Here is a 17,100-nt window from a genome sequence, read left to right on the forward strand (position 1 = left end):
TTTAGCGCGGCGGGGCCGCGTTCCGGCTGACGCCGCGTGGAATGCCCGGCGCTGCGACGCCGCGTCGCAGCGCGGCCGGCATGGCGCTGGATTACGATGTGCGCGCCATGCAGTCCCCCGCCACGACCCTCGTCAGGACGCTGTACACGCTGCGCTGGGTCGCCGTCGGCGCCCAGTCGGTGACGATCCTGCTGGCCGGCCACGGCCTCGGCCTGGCGCTGCCGGCGTGGCCGCTGTGGGCCGGCGTGGCGCTGCTGGCGGGGTTCAACCTGCTCGTCGGGCTGCGCCTGCGCAGCAGCCGCGACGCGGCGCCGGCCGAGGCCTTCGCCCACGGCCTGGTCGATACCGCGGTACTGGCCTGGCTGGTGGCCTGGACCGGCGGCATCGCCAACCCCTTCGCATCGCTGTTCCTGCTGCCGATCGCGCTGACTGCGTTGGCCCTGCCGGTGCAGTGGGCGGTCGCCACGGCCCTGGCCTGCGTGGCCGGCTACCTGCTGGCGGTCGCGTTCGGCCAGCCGCTGCCGCACGGCCACGACGACAGCCTGGACCTGCATTTCGTCGGCATGGCGGTGAACTTCCTGGTCTCGGTGGCGCTGGTGGTCTACTTCCTGACCCGGCTGGTCGCCGCGCGCGACCAGCGCGAGCAGGAACTGTCCGCGCTGCGCGAGCGTTTCGCCCGCAACGAGGGCATCCTGGCGCTGGCGACCCACGCCGCGTCGGTCGCACACGAACTCAACACCCCGCTCGGCACGATGACCCTGCTGCTCGACGACCTCGACCCCCAGGCGCGTCCCGACGATGCCGCCGCCGACGTCGCAACCCTGCGCCGACTGGTCGACATCTGCCGCGACCGGGTGCGCTCGCTGGCCGACCCGGCCGACCCGGCGGCGCCGACCACGGTCGACCTCGGCCGCGTGCTCGAGCACTGGCAGTTGGTGCGCCCGGCGGTCAGCCTGCAGCGCAGCGGCAACGTCGACGGCGACCGCCGCATCGACCGCTCGCTCGGCCACCTGCTGCTGGCGCTGCTCAACAATGCCGCCGATGCCAGCGAAGGCAACGGCCGCTCGCGCGTGGACCTGGACCTGCAGACACGCAACGGCATGCTGATCGGCGAGATCCGCGACTACGGCCCCGCGTTCGACGGCGAGGCCTCGTTCCTGCCGGTGCTGTTCCGCAGCACCAAGCCCGATGGCCTGGGCGTCGGCCTGGCGCTGTCGCACGCGGCCGTCGAACAGCTCGGTGGCGACCTGCACATCGAGGATGCCGAGGGCGGCGGCGCGCGCGTGCGCTTCCGCGTGCCGATGACCCCCGACGCCCCCACCGGAGCCCCGCGACGATGACCGGCCTGCTGATCGACGACGACACGCTCTATCTCGACGCGCTGCGCCGCGCCCTGCAGCGGCGGGGCATCGACTGCGAGAGCGCCACCGACGCGACGTCGGCGCTGGCGATGGCGCGCGAACTGCGGCCCGCGTTCGCGCTGGTCGACCTGAAGCTGGCCGGCGAATCGGGGCTGGACCTGGTCGCGCCACTGCGCGCGATCCGCGGCGACATGCGCATCCTGCTGGTGACCGGCTACGCCAGCATCGCGACCGCGGTCGAGGCGATCAAGCGCGGCGCCGACGACTACCTGCCCAAGCCGGTGTCGGCCGACGCGATCGTGCGCCTGCTGCAGGTCGACGCGCCCGACGGCCCCCACCTGCACGATGGCGGCGACGCCACCCCCGACAGCCCGACGATGATCCCGCTGCACCGGCTGGAATGGGAGCACATCCAGCAGGCGCTGGCCGAGACCGACGGCAACATCTCCGCCGCCGCGCGCCTGCTCGGCATGCACCGCCGCTCGCTGCAGCGCAAGCTGGCCAAGCGCCCCGGTCCGGAGCGCAAGCCGTTCGACTGAGAGGCCGAGAGCAAAAGTGGCGCCTCACCGGCACCACGTCCCGGATCGAACACAGGCACGTCTCCCTCCGGGAGAGGTAGACGCGCGCAACGCGTCGGGTGAGGGATGCTTTTGGCAGCCCGCCTGAAAAGCACCCTCATCCGCCCTGCAGGCACCTTCTCCCAAAGGGAGAAGGGCCGAGCGAGATCGAGCGCCGTCGACTGAAACGGAAAGCGGCGCCTGACTCGCGTCACGTCTCGGCTCGCGAGGACCCGGCACCCCTCCCTCCGGGAGAGGTCGACGCGCGCAGCGCGTCGGGTGAGGGATGCTTTTGGCAGCCCGCCTGAAAAGCACCCTCATCCGCCCTGCGGGCACCTTCTCCCAAAGGGAGAAAGGTTGAGCGGGATCGAGCGCCGTTCGACTGAAACGGACAGCGGCGCCTGATTCACGTCACGTCTCGGCTCGCGAGGATCCGGCACCTCTCCCTCCGGGAGAGGTCGACGCGCAGCGCGCGTCGGGTGAGGGATGCTTTTTTGGCGGGCCACCCGAAAAGCACCCTCATCCGCCCCGCGGGCGCCTTCTCCCAAAGGGAGAAGGACGCGGTAGCCGGGGAACATTCATGACGCACGCTATGCTTTGGCGATGAACGATGCGATCACCGGCGAGATCCTGTCGCCGTCCCAGCTCAACACCCTGGCCCGCGGCCTGCTGGAAGACACCTTTCCGCTGGTATTCGTCGAGGGCGAACTGGGCAATGTCTCGCGCCCGGCGTCCGGGCACCTGTATTTCACCCTCAAGGACGCGCGTGCGCAGGTCCGTTGCGCACTGTTCCGACCCAAGAGCCAGTGGCTGCGGTTCCAGCCGCGCGACGGCATGCAGGTGCTGGCGCGCGGCCGGGTCACGCTGTACGAGGCGCGCGGCGACTACCAGCTGATCCTCGACACGCTGGAGGAGGCCGGCGAAGGTGCGCTGCGGCGCGCGTTCGACCAGCTCAAGGCGCGGCTGCAGGCCGAGGGCCTGTTCGACGCGGCGCGCAAGCGCGCCTTGCCCGCGTTCCCCCGACGCCTGGCGGTCATCACCTCACCGTCCGGCGCGGCGGTGCGCGACGTGCTCAGCGTGCTGGCGCGGCGCTTCCCGCTGCTCGAGGTCGACATCCTGCCGGTGCCGGTGCAGGGCAGCGGCGCGGCCGCGCAGATCACCGCGATGCTGCAACTGGCCGGCACCAGCGGCCGCTACGACGCGATCCTGCTGACCCGCGGCGGTGGCTCGCTCGAGGACCTGTGGGCGTTCAACGACGAGGCGCTGGCGCGTGCGATCGCCGCCGCGCCCGTGCCGGTGGTGTCCGCGGTCGGCCACGAGACCGACTTCAGCCTGTCCGACTTCGCCGCCGACCTGCGCGCGCCGACGCCCTCGGCCGCCGCCGAGCTGCTGACCCCGGAACGCGCCGAGCTGCTGGGCCGTACCCGCCAGTTGCAGCGGCATGTCGACACCCACCGGCTGCGCGCGATGCAGGAGCGCACGCAGCGCGTCGACCGCGCCGGCCTGCGCCTGCAGGCGCTGCGGCCGCAGGCGCGCCTGGAGGCGCTGCGCCAACGCCAGCAGGACGCGATGCGCCGTCTCGACGCGGCGATGCGCAACCGGTTGCAGCAGCACCAGGCACTCCTGCGCCACGTCGACGCGGTACTGCGCGCGGCCGCACCCGGCCGCCGCCTGCAACTGCTGCGCCAGCGCCTCGATGCGCTGCGTCCGCGCCCGCAGGCCGCACTTGCACGGCGCCTGCAGCGCGATGCGCTGCACCTGCGCGGGCTGGCGCGCTCGCTCGAGGCGGTCAGCCCGCTGGCGACCATCGCCCGCGGCTACAGCATCCTGCAGCACCCCGACGGCCGCGTCGTCCGCAGCGTCGCCGACGTCGCCCCCGGCGACCGCCTGGATGCACGCGTGCGCGACGGCAGCATCCCGCTGCGCGTCGTCGACTGAGAGGCCGAGCATCATTCGCCAGCGTCGCGGCGCTGGCCATCCCATCGCCCGATGCTCACGCCGCCTCTGGCAGGCTTGCAGGTCGACCGTGATCGAGGCGCCATGATGACCAAGGCATCCGACCTGTTCGTCGCCGCGCTGGAGGCCGAAGGCATCGGCTACGTCTTCGGCATTCCCGGCGAGGAGAATCTCGACCTGCTGGAATCGCTGCGCGGCTCCACCATCCGCCTGGTGCTGACCCGCCACGAGCAGGCCGCCGGCTTCATGGCCGCGACCGTCGGCCGCCTCACCGGCCGCGCCGGCGTGTGCCTGTCGACGCTCGGCCCGGGCGCGACCAACCTCGTCACCGCCGCGGCCTACGCCCAGCTGGGCGCGATGCCGATGCTGATGCTGACCGGCCAGAAGCCGATCCGCAGCAGCCGGCAGGGCCATTTCCAGATCGTCGACGTGGTCGACATGATGCGGCCGCTGACCAAGTACACCCGCCAGCTGGTGTCGGCCGACAGCATTCCCGCGCGCGTGCGCGAGGCGGTGCGGCTGGCCGAGGAGGAGCGCCCCGGCGCGACCCACCTCGAACTGCCACAGGACATCGCCGGCGACGACACCACGGCGCGCCTGCTGCCGCCCTCGTACGTGCGCCGCCCCGTCGCCGAGCACAAGGCCGTCGCCCGCGCCGCCGAGGCCATCCGGCAGGCGAAGCACCCGCTGCTGATGATCGGCGCCGGCGCCAACCGCAAGACCACGTCGAAGATGCTGCGCGGCTTCGTCGACAAGCTCGGCATCCCATTCTTCAGCACCCAGATGGGCAAGGGCGTGCTCGACGAGACCGGACCGCTGTGGCTGGGCACCGCGGCGCTGTCGGACCACGATTTCGTGCACCGCGCGATCGACGCGGCCGACTGCATCGTCAACATCGGCCACGACGTGATCGAGAAGCCGCCGTTCTTCATGCACGAGGGCCGGCGCACGGTGATCCACGTCAACCATTCCAGCGCCCACGTCGATGCAGTCTATTTCCCCCAGATCGAGGTCGTCGGCGACATCGCCAACGCGGTCTGGCAGCTGACCGACGCGCTGACGCCGCAGCCGCACTGGGACTTCGCGTTCTTCGACCGGACCCGCGATGCGCTGTGCGCGCAGATCGCCGCGCTGGCGGCCGATGCGCATTTCCCGCTGCGCATCCCGCACTTGGTCCAGTGCGTGCGCGAGGCACTGGCGCCGCAGGACATCGCCTGCCTCGACAACGGCCTGTACAAGCTGTGGTTCGCGCGCCAGTACCGCTGCCACGCGCCCAACACCCTGCTGCTGGACAACGCGCTGGCGACGATGGGCGCCGGCCTGCCGTCGGCGATCGCGGCGAAGCTGGTGCATCCCGGGCGCCGCGTGCTGGCGGTCTGCGGCGACGGCGGTTTCATGATGAACTCGCAGGAACTCGAGACTGCGGTGCGGCTGGGCCTGGACCTGACCGTCCTGGTGCTGCGCGACGACGCCTACGGCATGATCAAGTGGAAGCAGTCGCACGAGGACTATCCGAACTTCGGCATGGACTACCGCAATCCCGACTTCGTCCGCTACGCCGAAAGCTACGGCGCCCGTGGCCATCGTCCGGCCTCGCCCGGCCAGTTCCGCGCGATGCTGCGCGATGCGCTGGACGCGCCCGGCGTCGATGTCATCGACGTGGCGATCGACTACGGCCGCGACGACGCGCTGCTCAACGAGGAGATCCCGCGGATGAGCGCGGCGTTGCCACCGCCCACGTAGACGCGCCTTGGCGCGCGACGCGATTGCAGCCCATTCCCGCATCACGACAGGACCCCACCATGGCCAAGCCGAAGAAGACCTCCGCCAAGCGCAGTACCGGCCTCGCTCGCAGCTATCCCTACTACCTCGCCAACACCGCGGTCGCGGCCAATACCGACCTCGAGGTGCTGGACAAGTACAGCGGCAAGGTCGCCACCCGCGTGGCGATGGGCGACGCGGCCGCGATCCGCAAGGCGATCGTGGCCGCGCACCGCGCGCGCGACGCGATGGCCGCGTTCACCCCGGACCGTCGCCGCGACGTGCTCGAGTACTGCGTGCGCCGCTTCGGCGAGCGCGCCGAGGAACTGGCGCTGGCGCTGTGCATCGAGGCCGGCAAGCCGATCAAGGACGCACGCGGCGAGGTCACGCGGCTGATCGACACCTTCCGCATCGCCGCTGGCGAGGCGACGCGGGTCGAGGGCGAGACCGTCGAACTGCAGATCTCCCAGCGCAGCCGCGGCTACCGCGGGCTGGTCAAGCGCGTGCCGATCGGCGCGTGCAGCTTCATCACCCCGTTCAATTTCCCGCTGAACCTGGTCGCGCACAAGGTCGCGCCGGCAATCGCGGCCGGCTGCCCGTTCGTGCTCAAGCCCGCGGCCAAGACCCCGGTCGGCGCGCTGATCATCGGCGAGATCCTGGCCGAGACCGACCTGCCCCCGGGCGCGTTCTCGGTGATCCCGTGCAGCAACGACGATGCCGCCGCGCTGACCGAGGACGAACGCATCGCGCTGCTCAGCTTCACCGGCGGCCTGGTCGGCTGGGACCTGAAGGCGCGCGCCGGCAAGAAGAAGGTCACGCTGGAACTGGGCGGCAACGCAGCCTGCATCGTCGATGCCGACCCCGGCGCCAGCCTCGACCACGTGGTCGAACGGATCGTGTTCGGCGCCTACTACCAGTCGGGCCAGAGCTGCATCGGCGTGCAGCGCATCTATGCGCACGCCGACATCCACGACGCGCTGCGCCGCAAGCTGAAGAAGGCCACCGCCGCGCTGCGCACCGGCGATCCGCGCGACGAGCGCACCTTCATCGGTCCGGTCATCGACAGCGACGCCGCCGACCGCATCGAGCGCTGGATCGCCGCGGCGCGCAAGGGCGGCGCGAAGCTGCTGGCCGGCGGCCGGCGCGAGGGCAACCTCATCCCGGCGACGCTGCTGGAGAAGGTGCCGCACGATGCCGAGCTCTACCGCAAGGAGGTCTTCGGCCCGGTGGCGCTGCTGGAGCCGGTGCCCGACTTCGACACCGCGATCGCCCGTACCAACGACAGCGACTTCGGCCTGCAGGCCGGCGTGTTCACCGGCAATCTCGCGCATGCGATGCGCGCCTGGGACCGGATCGAGGCCGGCGCGGTCGTCGTCGGCGACGTGCCGAGCTTCCGCGTCGACAACATGCCCTACGGCGGGGTCAAGGACTCGGGCATCGGCCGCGAGGGCGTGCGCTACGCGATCCGCGACATGACCGAGGACCGGCTGCTGGTGATCCGCGACCCGGTTTGATCGGAGCGGTCAACCCGGAAGCGGTCCGCATCCCGCGAAAACCGATGAAGCCGTCGTCCCCGCGCAGGCGGGGACCCAGCGACTTGCGCGGCCGGACCGGCAGGCACCGGTCCCCGCCCGCGCGGGGACGACGGACGGAAACCCCGACATTCCCGTCGTCCAGGGCCCTTCATCGACTACCCGACGCCCCCCGCTCGACCTCCGGCACGCCATCGCGCTGGCTGAAACGGAACAGGTACGACAGCCGCACCGCGGTCGGCGTCTCGACCATGCCCTCGGCCGTGCAGGCGTCGTCGCCGGTGAAGCCAGCCGGCGCCTGGCAGACCAGCGCCGGGGCGTATTCCCAGCCCAGCACCGCCTCGCGGGTCGCGGCCTCGAACGCGGGCTGGTGCGGCGAGGTGCCCGCACCCTCGCAATGCTCGGTCCGCGGCAGAACCTCGCGCACGAGGCCGTCGTCGCCGATCACCACGTCGGCGCAGGCCACCACCGGATCCAGGCGCAGCGGCAGCAACTCCGGCGGATATTCCGGCAATGCCGCCGGTCCCGTCAGGTTCGGAAACACGAAACGCTGACCGGCAGCAAGCGCCATGCGCGTCGCGCCGACCGCCGGCTGCATCAGTTCCGCGCCGACCTCGCCGAGGTTCGGCCGCTCGGGTTCCGGCGCGGGCGTGGTCCGGCACGCGGCCAGCAAAAAGGCCGCGCAGGCGGCCAGCAGCGCGTTGGCAGGCAAGGAATCCGCGGGCCGCATTAGTCGATCTCCACCGGCACCAGGCCGAGTGCATCGGGTTCGCGGCCCGTCGGCCAGTAATCGCGCACCGTCCAGTCGCCGGTGTCGACGACGGCGATGCGGTCCGCGCCGCTGACCGCCACATAGACCCGCGGCCGCACGGGATCGGCGATCACGCCGATCGGCAGCGCGCCGCGACCGAGCATGGTCTCGTGCAGTTCGGCGTCCGGCGGCGCCAGGTCGACGGTCGCCACGGCGACACGCGTCGCTGCGTCGAACACCGACAGCGTCGCGGCCCGCGCATTGGTGACCAGTGCGTGGCGGCCGTCGGGCGTGAACGCCACGCGGATCGGGAAACCCGCGCTGGGCAGCGTGGCGACGATGTCGAGCGTGTCCGGATCGTGCACCGTCACCGTGTCCTCGGCGCGATTGGTCACCCACACAGTCCCGTCGGGCGCCACCTCGATGCCTTCGGCGCCCTCGCCCGCCGGACGCTCACCGATCTTCGTGCCGCTGGCCAGATCGATGCGCGACACCGTGCCGGTGGCGATCTTGCTGACGAACGCGGTAGCGCCGTCGCGCGACAGGGCGACCATGTGGCCGGTGCCGTCGCCGACGTCGATGGCATCGCGCACCGCCCCCTGCGCCAGATCGACGCGCAGCAGCGACCCGCTGCGCTCGGTCGTGACCAGCGCAGTCCTGCCGTCGGCCAGCAGCCGGATGCCGTGCGGGCCGCGGTGGTCGCCCAGGTCGACCGAACGCGTGGCCTGCGTCCGCAGGTCGACGACGGTCAGGCTGGCGCCCGGGGCACCGCGGCCGTAGTCGGTGACGACCGCCATGCGCCCGTCGGCCGCGACCGCGATCTCGTGCGGCCCGGTGCCACTGGCCAGCTCGGCGATTCGGCGGCCGCTGTCGAGGTCGAGGCGCCAGACGGTGTCGTCGGACTTGTTCCCGACCAGCAGCGTGTCGCGTGCCGGCGCGTTTTCCACCGGGACGTCTCGTGCAAGCACGGGCAGCGCGGCCGTCCACGCCAGCACCGCCAGCGCAGCCAGCACGCGGTGCGCGCGGCTCATGCCGCCCCCCGCCCGGGAGCGGGGCCGGTATCGGCTTCCGGGTGCAGCCATGTGGTGTCGCCGTCGGCATAGCGTTCATGCTTCCAGATCGGCACGCGCGCCTTGACCTCGTCGATGATGTAGCGGCAGGCATCGAAGGCCGCGCCGCGATGCGCGGCCGAGACGCCGACCCAGACGGCCAGGTCGCCGATCGCCAGGTCGCCGATGCGGTGCACGCACAGCGCATCGACCAGCGCGAACCGCGCACGCGCTTCGTCGATCACCTGCGCGCCTTCGCGCTCGGCCAGCGCGACATAGGATTCGTAGCGCAGGCCGTGCACCGGGCGACCGTCGTTGTGGTCGCGCACCCAGCCTTCGAAGCTGCTGAAGGCGCCGGCGCTGTCGTGCAGCAGGCGCCGGCGCAGCGGCGCGATGTCGAACGGCGCATCGGCCAGCCGGAACGCGGGGCCGTCGGCAGTGGACAGGGTCATCTCAGCCTCCGCTGACCGGTGGGATGAACGCGATCTCGCTGCCGTCGCGCAGCGGGTCGTCCCAGTGCGCGAACGCGCCGTCGACCGCGACGCGCAGGCGCTCGACCGGCAGGGCGAAGCCGTGCAGTGCCTGGACCTCGGCATACAGCGTGCGCAGGTCGGGCGCGGTGGTCTGACGCGTCTCCTCGGCGCAGCCAGCCTGGTCGCGCAGACTGGCGAAATACAGCAGGCGGACATCGGTCATGGCGTCTTCTCCTTGCCGGCGACTTTGCCGACATCGCGTTTGCCGCCACGCTTGCCGACCAGTTTCGCCGGCCCCAGCACGATCGCGTGCGACAGCGCCTTGCACATGTCGTAGACCGTCAGCGCGGCGACGGTGGCGCCGGTCAGTGCCTCCATCTCCACGCCGGTGCGGTGCACGGTCCTGACCGTGCATTCGATGCGCAGCGTGCGGGCGTCGTGCCAGTCGATCGCGAAACGGATGCCGTCGATCGGCAGCGGATGGCAGAACGGGATCAGCTCGTGGGTGCGCTTGACCGCCATCGTGCCGGCGATGATCGCGGTATCGACGATGCCGCCCTTGGCGCTTTTCAGCCCGTTGCGGTGCAGCTGGTCGGCGACGTCGACCGGAAACCGCACGCGGCACTCCGCGGTCGCCGCGCGTGCGGTCGCGACCTTGCCGGACACGTCGACCATCGCCGGTCGGCCGTCGGCGTCGAGGTGGGTCAAGGCGGGAGACGATCTGGCGGCGTTCATGCGTCGGACATCGGCGGAAACCCCAGATGGTACCGGCACCGGTGTCTGGCGTGCCCCGATGGAGGGAAAACACCGCCGCCATTGCGCGCGGGACCCATGCGCAAGCAACCACTTGTCGTCGCGTTCGCCGGCCTTCCCTTCTCCCATAAACGGGAGAAGGTGGCGCACAGCGCCGGATGAGGGCGCTTCCAGCGGCCGCACGCCCCCATCCGCCCTTCGGGCACCATCCACCCGCAAAGGGCGCAATGCCCCGATCGTCCGCCGGTCACCCGCCGACCAGGAACATCTCGACATGCCGGCGCGGCGCGCGCGGGCTGCCGCGCAGCTCGCTGTAGCGGTCGGCGCGCTGCATCCACAGGGCCGCCAGGCGCTCCGAGAACGCGGCCTCGCCTTCGGCGAGCGCCGGCCGCAGGTCATGGCCGCGGCCGGCGAACAGGCAGGTGTAGAGGCTGCCGTCGGCGGAAACCCGGGCCCGCCGGCAGTCGCCGCAGAACGGCGCGGTGACCGAACTGATGAAGCCGATCTCGCCGGCGCCGTCGTCGAAGGCATGGCGCTCGGCGACCTCGCCGCGATAGTTCGCATCCAGCGCATGCAGCGGCCAGCGCGCATGCAGGCGGTCGCGCAGTTCCCGCGACGGCACCACCCGCGCGCGGTCCCAGCCATTGCAGGTGCCCACGTCCATGTACTCAATGAAGCGCAACACGTGGCCGCTGCCGCGGAAATGCGCGGCCATGCGTTCGACCTCGTGGTCGTTGACGCCGCGCTGGACCACACAGTTGAACTTGATCGGCCCGAAGCCCACGCGCTCGGCGGCATCGATGCCGGCCAGCACGTCGGCGATCTCGCCCCGCCCGCCCGACAGCGCGCGGAACAGCGCCGGATCCAGCGCGTCGAGGCTGATCGTCAACCGCTGCAGGCCGGCATCGCGCAGCGCCTGCGCATGCCGCGCCAGCAGCGAGGCGTTGGTGGTCATCGCCAGGTCGTCGATACCGGGAATCCGCGCCAGCCGCGCGACCAGCGCCGGCAGGCCCTTGCGCAGCAGCGGCTCGCCGCCGGTCAGGCGCAGCTTGTGCGTGCCCAGCCGGACGAAGCCGCGCACCAGGGTCTCGATCTCGTCGAACGACAGCCGCCCGGCCTGGTCGAAACCGTAGCCCTCGGGCACGCGGTCGGCCGGCATGCAGTAGCCGCAGCGGAAGTTGCAGGCTTCGATGACCGACAGCCGCAGGTCGCGCAGCGGCCGCCCGCGGCGGTCGAGCGGAACGCTCGGCGGAGCGGGCAGCGCGCTCATGCCGGCGTCCCCGCCGATATCGGCGCGCGCAGCGGCAATACGTCGCCGGGCCGCGCAACGCGATGTCCGCGCGCGGCCAGTGCGTCGCCATCGGCCTGCGAGGCGTAGTGGTACAGCACGCAACGCGCGAGCAGGTCCGGCGCGTACTCGCGCGCCAGGTCGTCGATGCCGCTGTGCGAGGGATTGCCGTGCAGGCCGCAGTCGTGCGCGACCAGTTCGTCGCGGCCGGCGAATCGCGCCAGCATTTCCGGGACCGGGCGGGTGTCGCCGCTCCAGACCAGGCTGCCCGGCAGGCGCAGGCCGTAGGCGGTCTCGGGCCAGTGGTGGCGCACCGGGAACACTTCCAGGCGCAGGCCTTCGTGCCAGAACGCGTCGCCGACCGGAATCAGCCGGAACGCCTCCCAGAAATTCGCCCCGCCCTCCGCCAGCACGTTCGGATAATCGCCGACGCGCCGGTGCAGCAGCGGCACCACGGTTGCCGGCACGTACACCGGCATGCGGCCGCGTCGTGCCGGATCGAACCAGCCGTCGACGAACAGCCGCTCGAACCCACCGACATGGTCCAGGTGCGTATGGGTCACGAACAGCGCGCGCGGCGCCTCGCCGTAGTGGTCGAGATAGGTGGTCAGCCCCTCGCTGCCGCAGTCGATCGTCAGCCATGGCACGCCGTCGCGCTCGATCGTCGCCATCGGCGAGCCGAGCGCGGTCGCCGACGCGTTGCCGACGCCCTGGAACCGCAGCGACCAGGACATCAGGTGCCCCGGCTCCACAGGGTGTCGTAGGAGCGGCGCAGGCGTGCGAAATCGCGTTCGACGTCCGCCTCCGGGCGTGCGCCGCGCAGCTTCAGCAGCGAGCGCTTGAGCCGGGCGAGGTTGCGCTCGCGCCAGCGGGTCTCGGGAATCCGCAGGCGGCCGCGGTCGAGATCGATCAGCCAGCCCTTGCCGACGCCGTCGAACAGGATGTTGTGGGCATTGAGATCGGCGTGGTCGAGCCCGGCGCGATGGAAGCGCGCGATCAGCCGGCCGGTCTGCTCCCACGGCGCATCGTCGGCGGATTCCGCGGCCAGCTCGGCCAGCGAGCGCACGTCGGCCAGCCGCTCGACGAGGATCCAGGCCCGGTAGGCCAATCCGCGCCGCAGGTAGCTGGCGGCGATCGGCTGCGGCACCGGCAGGTCGCGGCGCAGCAGCTCGCGCAGCAGCCGGAACTCGACGAAACTGCGCACGCGCCGGGTACCGCGCCACAGGTGCAGGTCGCGGTTGAAACGGCCGACCAGGCCACCGCGCAGGTACTGCCGCAGCACGCAGGGCCCGTGCGAGGCATCGATGAACCACGCACCGCCGCGGCCGCTGCCGTCGACGCGTTGCGCGCGCTCGCCCCACAGGGCCGGGTCGAACCAGCGCGGATCGGCTTGCCGCAGCTGCGTGCCGTCGAACAGAATGGCGCCATACGCCCCCGCGCGGCCGTTCGCCGGAATCGGCGTCAGGCTCTCGCTGGGATCGAATCTGGTCATCCCGCGAGTCTAGCAAGCCTTGGCGATTCCCCCGACAGCCGGCGCCCCGCCCGCACTCCGCACCGTTTGCCTGCTGCGGCTGTCGGCGCTGGGCGATGTCACCCACGTGCTGCCGCTGGTCCACACCCTGCGCCGGGCCTGGCCCGACGTCGCCCTGACCTGGGTCATCGGCAAAGGTGAACAGCGCCTGCTCGACGGCCTGCCCGGGGTCGAGTTCGCCGTCTACGACAAGAAGACCGGGTTGGCCGGCATGCGCGCCCTGCGCCGCCAGTTCGCCGGCCGGCGCTTCGACGCGCTGCTGCAGATGCAGGTCGCGGCGCGCGCCAACCTGCTATCGGCATTCATCCCCGCGCGGCGCCGGGTCGGCTACGACCGCAGCCGGTCCAAGGACCTGCACGGCCTGTTCATCAACGAGCGGATCCCCGACCGGCCCGGCATCCACGTGCTCGACGCGATCGGCAGCTTCTGCGAGCCGCTGGGCCTGCGCCAGACCAAGGTCGTCTGGGACATGCCGGTGCCTGAAGAGGCCTGGGCATGGGCCGCCGCGCAATGGCCCGACGACGGCACGCCGACGCTGATGATCTCGCCCTGCTCCAGCCACCAGCGCCGCAACTGGATGCCCGACCGCTACGCCGCCGTCGCCGACCACGCCGCCGCGGCCGGCTGGCGCATCGTGCTGTGCGGCGGCCGCAGCGAGCTGGAGCGCCGGACCGCCGACGCGATCCTCGCGGCGCTGCAGGCGCCGGCACTGGACCTGGTCGGCAAGGACACGCTGAAGCAGCTGCCCGCACTGCTGGCCCGCGCGCAGCTGCTGGTCACGCCCGATTCCGGCCCCATGCACATCGCCAACGCGATGGGCACCAAGGTGCTGGGCCTGCACGCGGCCAGCAACCCGGCGCGCAGCGGGCCGTATTCGGACCGCCGCTTCTGCGTCGACCGCTACGACGACGCCGCGCGCAAGTACCTCGGCAAGCCGGCATCCGAGCTGAAATGGGGCACCAAGATCGAGTTCGACGACGTCATGGCCCTGGTCACCGTCGACGACGCGATCGCCGCCTTCGAGCGGCGCCGTGCGGACCTGCAGGAAACGCGCTGATGGACCCGATGATCGCCGGTGCCCTGTCCTCGCTGATCGGCGCCCTGGTCGGCGGCGGCATCAGCTACGCGCTGAACCGCCAATTGCACGCCCAGCAGCTCGCGCGCCTGCGCGAACAGTACAAGACCGAGTTCATGGCCGAGGACACCGCCCGGCATTTCCTCGGCCACAAGGGCTACACCGACCGCTCGTTCGAGGTGCTGCGCAAGCACCTGGGCGGCTTCGACGACGACGAACTGCGCCGCATCCTGGTCCGCGCCGGCGCGGTGCGCACCTTCCGCGAAGACGGCTCGGAATGGTGGCGGCTGCTGAGCCGCATGGACGAGTACATCGGCCAGAAATCGCGCGGCGCCGGTTCCTGACCCGCGTCGCCCGCGGCCCGCGCACCGGGCCGGTTCAGGGCGTCCCGGCGTCGCTGCGGTAGTCCTGGTAGGACTTCTCCTCGACGTAGTCCGAGCCCAGCGCCAGGTTGATGTCCTTCTTGATCCGCGCGCGTTCGTCGTTTTCGAAGTACACGCTGCGCGCCAGGCGGATGAACTCCTCGTCGAAGGCCTGCGCCTTCTCCTTGATGCGGATGTCGTCCTCGATCACCCACAGGCGCTCGTTGACGGCCTTGAGCTGGGCGCGCAGTTCGGCGATGTCGTGGCCGGCGGCCGAATGCGCCATCCAGGTGTTCTCCAGCGCCGACAGTTCGTTGCGGACGTTGGCCAGCTTGGCGGCATCGGTCATGCGCTCGGACTTGATCTGCAGGATCGCGATCTTGTCGAGCAGCTCACCGAACGACACGGGCACGAGGATTTCGGACATGGCACCAGCTTCTGCAACGATGGGCCCGCCAGTGTAGCCGACAGCTTGTCGAGCGCCCGCCCCGCCCGTATCATTGCGCCCCCGGCCCGCCACGCGCGCCGGCCAGTTCTGGAGAGGTGGCAGAGCGGTTGAATGTACCTGACTCGAAATCAGGCAGGCGTTTATAGCGCCTCGGGGGTTCGAATCCCCCCCTCTCCGCCAGAAACGCGAAGCGCCCCGCAAGGGGCGTTTTTCGTTCCTGATCCAGGACCTGCTCGACCGCGATGCCAACGGCAATGCCCTCGACACCGGCTCGCCCGAACTGCAGGAAGCCCTGCGCAAATGCCCCGCCGCGAATTCCGTCTCCGGAATCGCCTGCCGGCAGCAGGTGTGCAGCAGCCATGCCGGGCGGGATCCGGCCTGTCCCCGACAGTAGGGCCTCGTCGCCTTCGTGGATTCTTTCGCCCAATCTGAAGGGCGAAAATGTGGTCCGGGGTTGTCCGTAATCCATCCCTCGTCCCGGGCCGGCAAGGCGCCTGATTCGTGCTGTCGAGAGGCGGGTCCCAACCCGCGTCGAGTCCCTTCCTACACAGCTTTGCTTGCGTCGTCCTCGGCTGCGGGCCAATACCTTCTCCGGGAGAAGCCCCTCGGAACAGGGTCTTCGCCGAATCCCGGACAGCTCATGAATCCTGATGCCATGCACGTCCGCCGCGTAGCACCGACCCAGGCAGGCAGTCAGAAAAAACCCCGGCATGACCGGGGCTTTTTCGTCACGCAATGGAAGGATCCGGGGGAATCAGAAGCTGAACTGCGTGCGCAGCGCGTACTGGCCGGTCTCGTCGCCGGTGACGGTGTTGTCGCCCTTGGTGTAGTTGAACATGAAGCGCAGGTTCGGATTGACGTAATAGTTCATGCCGAGGATCCAGCTGCTGACGTCGCGGTTGGCGATGTCCTTGTTCTCGATCGTGTCGTAGCGCGCGACCAGTTCCCACAGGCCGCGATCGGTGACCTTGGGCGAGGCGAAGATGCCGTTGCCGGGCTTGTAGGCCTTGTGGCCGCCGTTGAGCAGCCAGCTGCCCTGCACGTACCACGTGGCGACGTCCTGGTCGGGGCCGATCGGCTGGCCGAAGGTGGCGTTGGCGTACTCGCCCTGGAAGAACAGCGGGCCGAACGAACCCGCGGCCTCGATGCCGTAGGCGGTGACCTGGTTGCCGCTGGCGCCGGTGGTGGTGGCGATGGTCTGCGCCGGGCCGCGACGGCCGGCGTAGTTGGCGACGGCCGAGAAGTCGGCCGAACCCTTGTTGAGGTTTTCCTGGCTGGCCCAGCCACCGAAGTGCAGCGTGCTGTCCTCGGTGTTGATCGGCGCGTAGGTGACGCGGCCGGCGGCGCCGAAGCCCTCGTTGCGGCTGCCCGAGGCGCTGCGCAGGTTGAACACCGACAGGCCGGCGGTGTAGTTGCCGTCGGCGCGCAGATAGCCCACGCCCTGCTGGAACTGGCGGCCGCTGAACAGGCCGGTCGCCGACGAGAACGGCCGCTCCATGGTCAGGATCTCGTTGGAGCTGGTCAGCTCCTCCATCGAGCGGTAGGGCTTGAAGTGGCCGACGGTGAACTTGCCGCCGAGCGCGGACTTGGCGATGTAGACGTCGCGGAACCCGTCCAGGCCGGTGCCGGCAGCGAAGTCCTGCTCGAACTTGTATTCCCAGCCGTAGGCCTTGCCCTGCAGGGTCACGCGCGCGCGGCGGAATTCGCTGGTGCCGGTGGTGTCGGCGATGTCGCGGTCGAACGCGTAGGCGTCGAAGTGGATGCGGCCGCCGGCGGAGAACTCGAACTTCTTGTCGGCCGAGGTGACCTTCAGACCGCCCTTGGTCTCGACCACCGGCGTGGTGGTGGCGATCTTGTCCAGGCTTTCCTGGGTGCCGATGTTGATGTCCGACTGCGCGTCGGTACGCACCTCGAGCGCGTCGACCTTGGCTTGCAGCTCGGCCAGCTGGGCACGCAGCGCGGCGACTTCCGCGTCGCGGTCCTGGGCCGAGGCGGAGAACGTGACGGACGCGACGGCCAGCGCGAGCGAGGTGGCCAGGATGGAATGACGCATGGTGGATTCCCGTGGATGGTGAGGACTGGATGACGCGCCGCGCGCCGCTCCGGCGCCGCCGGGGGCGTTAAGCGACTGTTAGCGTGCGCAGACTGCGCAGGTTTGCTGACAGATCGATGGCACCCAGATGACGAATCGATGACAAATGCC

General features: G+C 70.8%; 17 protein-coding genes and 1 tRNA gene. 8 read left to right on the forward strand and 10 right to left on the reverse strand.

Annotated features, from left to right (window positions below; translation table 11 throughout):
• Positions 1-107 precede the first annotated feature (107 nt).
• The 5 genes from LDO26_RS05380 to LDO26_RS05400 all read left to right on the forward strand — a co-directional run bounded on the left by LDO26_RS05380 (position 108) and on the right by LDO26_RS05400 (position 7,149).
• The gene (locus tag LDO26_RS05380; RefSeq protein WP_232130046.1) at positions 108-1,340 is read left to right on the forward strand and encodes an ATP-binding protein; all 1,233 of its coding nucleotides are present in this window, start codon (positions 108-110) and stop codon (positions 1,338-1,340) included.
• Entirely contained in the window at positions 1,337-1,900 is a 564-nt protein-coding gene (locus tag LDO26_RS05385) for a response regulator transcription factor (RefSeq protein WP_232130047.1), read from the forward strand. Before LDO26_RS05380 ends, LDO26_RS05385 begins: the two co-directional genes overlap by 4 nt.
• A 621-nt stretch (positions 1,901-2,521) precedes the next feature.
• Positions 2,522-3,856: an exodeoxyribonuclease VII large subunit gene (xseA, locus tag LDO26_RS05390; RefSeq protein ID WP_232130048.1), complete on the forward strand. Its 1,335-nt coding sequence runs from the start codon at positions 2,522-2,524 to the stop codon at positions 3,854-3,856.
• 105 nt (positions 3,857-3,961) lie between these two features.
• Entirely contained in the window at positions 3,962-5,617 is a 1,656-nt protein-coding gene (locus LDO26_RS05395) for an acetolactate synthase large subunit (RefSeq protein WP_232130049.1), read from the forward strand.
• A gap of 59 nt (positions 5,618-5,676) precedes the next feature.
• Positions 5,677-7,149 (forward strand): aldehyde dehydrogenase family protein, encoded by a 1,473-nt coding sequence (locus LDO26_RS05400; RefSeq protein WP_232130050.1) that lies wholly within the window; start codon positions 5,677-5,679, stop codon positions 7,147-7,149.
• 169 nt (positions 7,150-7,318) lie between these two features.
• Here the strand turns inward: LDO26_RS05400 and LDO26_RS05405 are convergent, their stop codons facing one another.
• From LDO26_RS05405 to LDO26_RS05440, 8 genes are all read right to left on the reverse strand, one after another.
• Entirely contained in the window at positions 7,319-7,879 is a 561-nt protein-coding gene (locus tag LDO26_RS05405; RefSeq protein WP_232130051.1) for a hypothetical protein, read from the reverse strand.
• Between the two features lie 17 nt (positions 7,880-7,896).
• Positions 7,897-8,949, reverse strand: a complete 1,053-nt coding sequence (locus LDO26_RS05410; RefSeq protein ID WP_232130052.1) for a Vgb family protein — start codon at positions 8,947-8,949, stop codon at positions 7,897-7,899.
• Complete coding sequence (locus tag LDO26_RS05415; protein ID WP_232130053.1) at positions 8,946-9,419, reverse strand: molybdenum cofactor biosynthesis protein MoaE; 474 nt, start codon at positions 9,417-9,419, stop codon at positions 8,946-8,948. The genes LDO26_RS05410 and LDO26_RS05415 overlap by 4 nt, the downstream gene beginning before the upstream one ends.
• A 1-nt stretch (position 9,420) precedes the next feature.
• Positions 9,421-9,663, reverse strand: a complete 243-nt coding sequence (locus LDO26_RS05420; protein WP_232130054.1) for a MoaD/ThiS family protein — start codon at positions 9,661-9,663, stop codon at positions 9,421-9,423.
• Positions 9,660-10,175: a cyclic pyranopterin monophosphate synthase MoaC gene (gene moaC / locus LDO26_RS05425; RefSeq protein WP_232130055.1), complete on the reverse strand. Its 516-nt coding sequence runs from the start codon at positions 10,173-10,175 to the stop codon at positions 9,660-9,662. Before moaC ends, LDO26_RS05420 begins: the two co-directional genes overlap by 4 nt.
• A gap of 265 nt (positions 10,176-10,440) precedes the next feature.
• Positions 10,441-11,463 (reverse strand): GTP 3',8-cyclase MoaA, encoded by a 1,023-nt coding sequence (gene moaA / locus LDO26_RS05430; RefSeq protein WP_232130056.1) that lies wholly within the window; start codon positions 11,461-11,463, stop codon positions 10,441-10,443.
• On the reverse strand, positions 11,460-12,215 hold the full coding sequence (locus LDO26_RS05435) for an MBL fold metallo-hydrolase (protein WP_232130057.1): 756 nt from the start codon (positions 12,213-12,215) through the stop codon (positions 11,460-11,462). Before LDO26_RS05435 ends, moaA begins: the two co-directional genes overlap by 4 nt.
• Positions 12,215-12,973: a 3-deoxy-D-manno-octulosonic acid kinase gene (locus LDO26_RS05440; protein WP_232130058.1), complete on the reverse strand. Its 759-nt coding sequence runs from the start codon at positions 12,971-12,973 to the stop codon at positions 12,215-12,217. The genes LDO26_RS05435 and LDO26_RS05440 overlap by 1 nt, the downstream gene beginning before the upstream one ends.
• A 25-nt stretch (positions 12,974-12,998) precedes the next feature.
• Here LDO26_RS05440 and LDO26_RS05445 point away from each other — a divergent pair, with 25 nt between their 5' ends.
• Together LDO26_RS05445 and LDO26_RS05450 are read left to right on the forward strand one after the other, a co-directional pair.
• Entirely contained in the window at positions 12,999-14,069 is a 1,071-nt protein-coding gene (locus LDO26_RS05445) for a glycosyltransferase family 9 protein (RefSeq protein WP_232130150.1), read from the forward strand.
• Positions 14,069-14,431: a hypothetical protein gene (locus LDO26_RS05450; protein ID WP_232130059.1), complete on the forward strand. Its 363-nt coding sequence runs from the start codon at positions 14,069-14,071 to the stop codon at positions 14,429-14,431. The genes LDO26_RS05445 and LDO26_RS05450 overlap by 1 nt, the downstream gene beginning before the upstream one ends.
• Before the next feature lie 34 nt (positions 14,432-14,465).
• On the opposite strand, the gene LDO26_RS05455 is transcribed toward LDO26_RS05450, so the two are convergent.
• Positions 14,466-14,876 (reverse strand): DUF6165 family protein, encoded by a 411-nt coding sequence (locus LDO26_RS05455; protein WP_232130060.1) that lies wholly within the window; start codon positions 14,874-14,876, stop codon positions 14,466-14,468.
• A 110-nt stretch (positions 14,877-14,986) separates the two neighbouring features.
• On the opposite strand from LDO26_RS05455, the gene LDO26_RS05460 reads away from it, so the two are divergent.
• Positions 14,987-15,077 (forward strand) — tRNA-Ser (locus tag LDO26_RS05460).
• A gap of 574 nt (positions 15,078-15,651) precedes the next feature.
• Here the strand turns inward: LDO26_RS05460 and LDO26_RS05465 are convergent.
• Positions 15,652-16,950, reverse strand: a complete 1,299-nt coding sequence (locus LDO26_RS05465; RefSeq protein WP_232130061.1) for a porin — start codon at positions 16,948-16,950, stop codon at positions 15,652-15,654.
• Positions 16,951-17,100: the final 150 nt, after the last annotated feature.

The organism is Proluteimonas luteida, assembly GCF_021191695.1.
GTDB lineage: Bacteria > Pseudomonadota > Gammaproteobacteria > Xanthomonadales > Xanthomonadaceae > Luteimonas > Luteimonas luteida.

Excerpts from the sequence above, each read along its gene's own strand:
- LDO26_RS05380 (WP_232130046.1), top strand. The coding sequence starts at position 108 with ATGCAGTCCCCCGCCACGACCCTCGTCAGGACGCTGTACACGCTGCGC.
- LDO26_RS05385 (WP_232130047.1), top strand. The coding sequence starts at position 1,337 with ATGACCGGCCTGCTGATCGACGACGACACGCTCTATCTCGACGCGCTG.
- xseA (WP_232130048.1), top strand. The coding sequence starts at position 2,522 with ATGAACGATGCGATCACCGGCGAGATCCTGTCGCCGTCCCAGCTCAAC.
- LDO26_RS05395 (WP_232130049.1), top strand. The coding sequence starts at position 3,962 with ATGACCAAGGCATCCGACCTGTTCGTCGCCGCGCTGGAGGCCGAAGGC.
- LDO26_RS05400 (WP_232130050.1), top strand. The coding sequence starts at position 5,677 with ATGGCCAAGCCGAAGAAGACCTCCGCCAAGCGCAGTACCGGCCTCGCT.
- LDO26_RS05410 (WP_232130052.1), bottom strand. The coding sequence starts at position 8,949 with ATGAGCCGCGCGCACCGCGTGCTGGCTGCGCTGGCGGTGCTGGCGTGG.
- LDO26_RS05415 (WP_232130053.1), bottom strand. The coding sequence starts at position 9,419 with ATGACCCTGTCCACTGCCGACGGCCCCGCGTTCCGGCTGGCCGATGCG.
- LDO26_RS05420 (WP_232130054.1), bottom strand. The coding sequence starts at position 9,663 with ATGACCGATGTCCGCCTGCTGTATTTCGCCAGTCTGCGCGACCAGGCT.
- moaC (WP_232130055.1), bottom strand. The coding sequence starts at position 10,175 with ATGAACGCCGCCAGATCGTCTCCCGCCTTGACCCACCTCGACGCCGAC.
- moaA (WP_232130056.1), bottom strand. The coding sequence starts at position 11,463 with ATGAGCGCGCTGCCCGCTCCGCCGAGCGTTCCGCTCGACCGCCGCGGG.
- LDO26_RS05435 (WP_232130057.1), bottom strand. The coding sequence starts at position 12,215 with ATGTCCTGGTCGCTGCGGTTCCAGGGCGTCGGCAACGCGTCGGCGACC.
- LDO26_RS05440 (WP_232130058.1), bottom strand. The coding sequence starts at position 12,973 with ATGACCAGATTCGATCCCAGCGAGAGCCTGACGCCGATTCCGGCGAAC.
- LDO26_RS05450 (WP_232130059.1), top strand. The coding sequence starts at position 14,069 with ATGGACCCGATGATCGCCGGTGCCCTGTCCTCGCTGATCGGCGCCCTG.
- LDO26_RS05455 (WP_232130060.1), bottom strand. The coding sequence starts at position 14,876 with ATGTCCGAAATCCTCGTGCCCGTGTCGTTCGGTGAGCTGCTCGACAAG.
- LDO26_RS05465 (WP_232130061.1), bottom strand. The coding sequence starts at position 16,950 with ATGCGTCATTCCATCCTGGCCACCTCGCTCGCGCTGGCCGTCGCGTCC.